Genomic DNA, 2361 nt, shown 5'->3' on the forward strand with positions numbered 1-2361 from the left:
CGATCGGATAGATGTTTGTTGTGGAGACGCCGCCACCCAAGTAGGCGGTCGAGGAGACGTAGAGGTACTTCCAAGAAGAAGTCGGAGCGCCGAGATTGTAGGCGTTGTTGGCGTTCGGGATCAGGTGACCGCCCTGGATCTGCAGGCCAGCGACGTTCAGATTATTGGCGTAGATGGTGCCTGAGGAGTAGATGTCTTTCCAAGCGGTGGTGTAAGCGCCGAGGTCCACGCTGTTGTTGGCCTTGGGAGTCAGGGTACCGCCGAAGTAGGAGGTGCCGGAGGCGTAGAGGTCCTTGAATGAGTAATCAGCCGAACCGAGGTTGGCGGTATTATTTTGATTCGGATAAATGTGTCCGGTCGAGGTGACATTGCCGGCGGTGATGATATTCGATGCGTAGACGGTACCAGATGCCACGACATGCATGAATGCGGCGCCAAACAGACCCAATGAGTGGGCATTGTTGGCATTCGGTCTGATCAGATCACCTACCGTGAACGCTGCCGGAGAAAGCTGGAGTTGTGTTCTGTTTCCACTGACCCCGAAATCAATAGTGTTGGCCGCTGAACTGAAGATGCCGGTGTCGCTGTCGCCCTGGAATGTGATGGACGGGACGGCCAAGCCGCCCTTAGCGAACTGCGTGGTCGAAGTATAGACGGTGCCTGAGACATAAACATCCTTCCAAGAGGAGGTCGGGGCGCCGATATTGTATGAGTTATTGGCCTGAGGTATGAGATGGGTGCTGCGGAGCGACCCTGAGGTTGAGATATTTCCCAGGTTGTCGATGAAGAACCGCGAGACATTACCGACTCGGAAGTCAGCAAACTTCTGGCTGCCGGTCGCGATCAAGGTCTCCGTCCGGTTGATGAGAAAATCGGTGTCATTGCCGCCGTCGCCGGCTGTTCGATTGTAAATCGGGAGAAGTTTCAGGAAGCCATAATCGGCTTCGTTGGACGACTGTCCGCCGGTGAGTTTCAGCGTGAACGAATTATCGGCCACTGACGAATTGTTTTCGATGACGAAACCGCCGCTGCTGTTTTCGCTCTTATAACTGGTGTGGAGGCTCCCGGTGTCGTAGTAGAAGTTAATCCAGGCGCCAGTGTAGGGACTGGGCAGTCCGATCAGGTTCAAGGTGCCGTTCGTGTCGAAGTAGGCCTTTGTGTTGCCATTGTTGCGGAGAGACCAAAGGTTGGCGTTGGAAACCGCGGCGTTGGTGTCGAAGACAAAGGCGGTGTTGCCGGCGGCGTCAACGGAAGGTGATCCCTTGAAGGTGCTCGTACCCACGCCAACATAGGCGGCAGAGGTGGAATAGGCGTGATAATAAGTGCCGGATGCATAGATGTCCTTCCAGGCAGCGGTGAAGGAGCCGAGATCGTAGCTGTTATTGGCTATGGGAAAGATGTTGGTTGTGGAGACGCCGCCACCCAGGTAGGCGGTCGAGGAGACGTAGAGGTACTTCCAAGAAGAAGTCGGAGCGCCGAGATTGTAGGCGTTGTTGGTGTTCGGGATCAGGTGGCCGCCCTGGATCTGCAGGCCAGCGACGCTAAGGTTATTGGCGTAGATCGTGCCTGAGGAGTAGATGTCTTTCCAGGCGTTGCCGTAGGCACCAAGATCGAAGGCGTTGTTCGTTCCGGCTTTCAAATTGCCGCTCCAGGTAAAGGCAGAAGGAACTGTCGAAGAAGCGAAATAAAGTCCTCCGTTTATATCAAAATACGCTTTCTCCGTAGACATGGCATCACTGTAAAACGCCATGATCTTTCCGCCCGCTGTCGTGAGCGCCACGGCATTTCCCACTTTCACCGCGATGGCATTCGCGTCATCAAGATCATAACCTTGTAGTCTTAATGGATAGTTAGAGATGGAAGCACCGACCAACCCGCTGCCGGCGTATAAAGTGGTCGCCTCCATCACATAAGACGAAAGCGTATAACCATTGTTCCAAACTTGGAACGCGCTCACGCCGTTTCTCTGCAAATCCATAAGATAGCTGGTTCCGGGGCTCGATGTATCCGTCTGGTTCACGACTAAGCCGTAATCGTTACCCGCCGCTTTGTTGGTCGTATAAGAGAACCGATAGGCTGTCTCATTGCCCGTCGCCGCGGTCATGTCGGCGTAAAAATTGCCTTGCGCCAACGTCCCGGATGCGAATCCGATCTGGTTGGCGCCGGCGGAATAGAGACCGGTGTCCGCGTCTCCCTGGAAGGTGATCGTCGGGACCGCGGCGCCGCCCTTGGCAAACTGCGTGGTCGAGGTATAGATGGTGCCTGATACATAAACGTCTTTCCAGGCCGCGCCGTATGAACCAAGATCGTAGGTGTTATTGGCGATCGGATAGATGTTTGTTGTGGAGACGCCGCCACCCA

General features: G+C 54.8%; 1 protein-coding gene. It reads right to left on the minus strand.

Annotation, left to right across the window (positions count from 1 at the left end; genetic code table 11):
* Positions 1–2361: hypothetical protein (locus AB1772_13345; protein MEW5797324.1), on the minus strand; the 2361-nt coding region annotated here is incomplete at both ends.

The sequence above is a fragment of the Candidatus Zixiibacteriota bacterium genome (assembly GCA_040752815.1).
In the GTDB taxonomy this organism is placed as follows: Bacteria; Zixibacteria; MSB-5A5; order GN15; family FEB-12; genus JAGGTI01.